General features: G+C 53.5%; 1 protein-coding gene. It reads right to left on the bottom strand.

What is annotated here, in order from left to right:
- On the bottom strand, window positions 1-1136 hold a 1136-nt coding region (tuf, locus tag E8K88_RS17875; protein ID WP_240754593.1), incomplete at both ends, for an elongation factor Tu.

Genomic DNA, 1136 nt, shown 5'->3' with positions numbered 1-1136 from the left:
GCAATGATCTTGGCAACCACGCCAGCGCCGACGGTACGGCCACCTTCGCGGATAGCGAAACGCAGACCTTCTTCCATCGCGATAGGAGCAATCAGCTTCACAGTGATTTGCACGTTGTCGCCTGGCATCACCATTTCTTTACCTTCTGGCAAAGCGATAGAGCCAGTCACGTCAGTCGTACGGAAGTAGAACTGTGGACGGTAGTTAGCGAAGAAAGGCGTGTGACGGCCACCTTCGTCTTTGGACAACACGTACACTTCAGCAGTGAACTCGGTGTGTGGCTTGATCGAACCTGGCTTGGACAACACTTGGCCACGTTCCACGTCTTCACGTTTTGTACCGCGCAGCAACAGACCAACGTTGTCACCAGCTTGACCTTGGTCCAGCAATTTGCGGAACATTTCAACGCCAGTAACGGTCGTTTTTTGTACGTCGCGGATACCAACGATTTCGATCTCTTCACCAACTTTGATGATACCGCGCTCGATACGGCCAGTCACCACAGTACCGCGGCCAGAGATGGAGAACACGTCTTCCACTGGCATCAGGAATGCGCCGTCCACTGCACGCTCTGGTGTAGGGATGTAGCTGTCCAGAGCTTCAGCCAGTTTGATGATGGCGGCTTCACCGATAGGCGATTGGTCGCCTTCCAGGGCCAGCTTGGCTGAACCGCGGATGATTGGAGTGTCATCACCAGGGAAGTCGTATTTGGACAGCAGCTCGCGCACTTCCATTTCGACCAATTCCAGCAATTCTTCGTCATCAACCATGTCGGCCTTGTTCAGGAACACGATGATGTAAGGAACGCCCACCTGACGTGACAGCAAGATGTGCTCACGTGTTTGTGGCATTGGGCCGTCAGCAGCGGAACACACCAAAATAGCGCCGTCCATCTGAGCAGCACCAGTGATCATGTTTTTCACATAGTCAGCGTGGCCTGGGCAGTCAACGTGTGCGTAGTGGCGGCCTTCTGTTTCGTACTCAACGTGCGAGGTATTGATAGTAATACCGCGTGCTTTTTCTTCTGGAGCCGCGTCGATTTGGTCGTAAGCCTTGGCTTCACCACCGAATTTTTTCGACAGCACCGTTGCGATAGCGGCTGTCAGAGTGGTTTTACCGTGGTCAACGTGACCAAT

Source organism: Lampropedia aestuarii, from assembly GCF_004803635.1.
Taxonomy (GTDB): domain Bacteria; phylum Pseudomonadota; class Gammaproteobacteria; order Burkholderiales; family Burkholderiaceae_C; genus Lampropedia; species Lampropedia aestuarii.
Note: the sequence above shows the minus strand (reverse complement) of the source record. Positions and strands in the feature narration are given on the sequence as shown.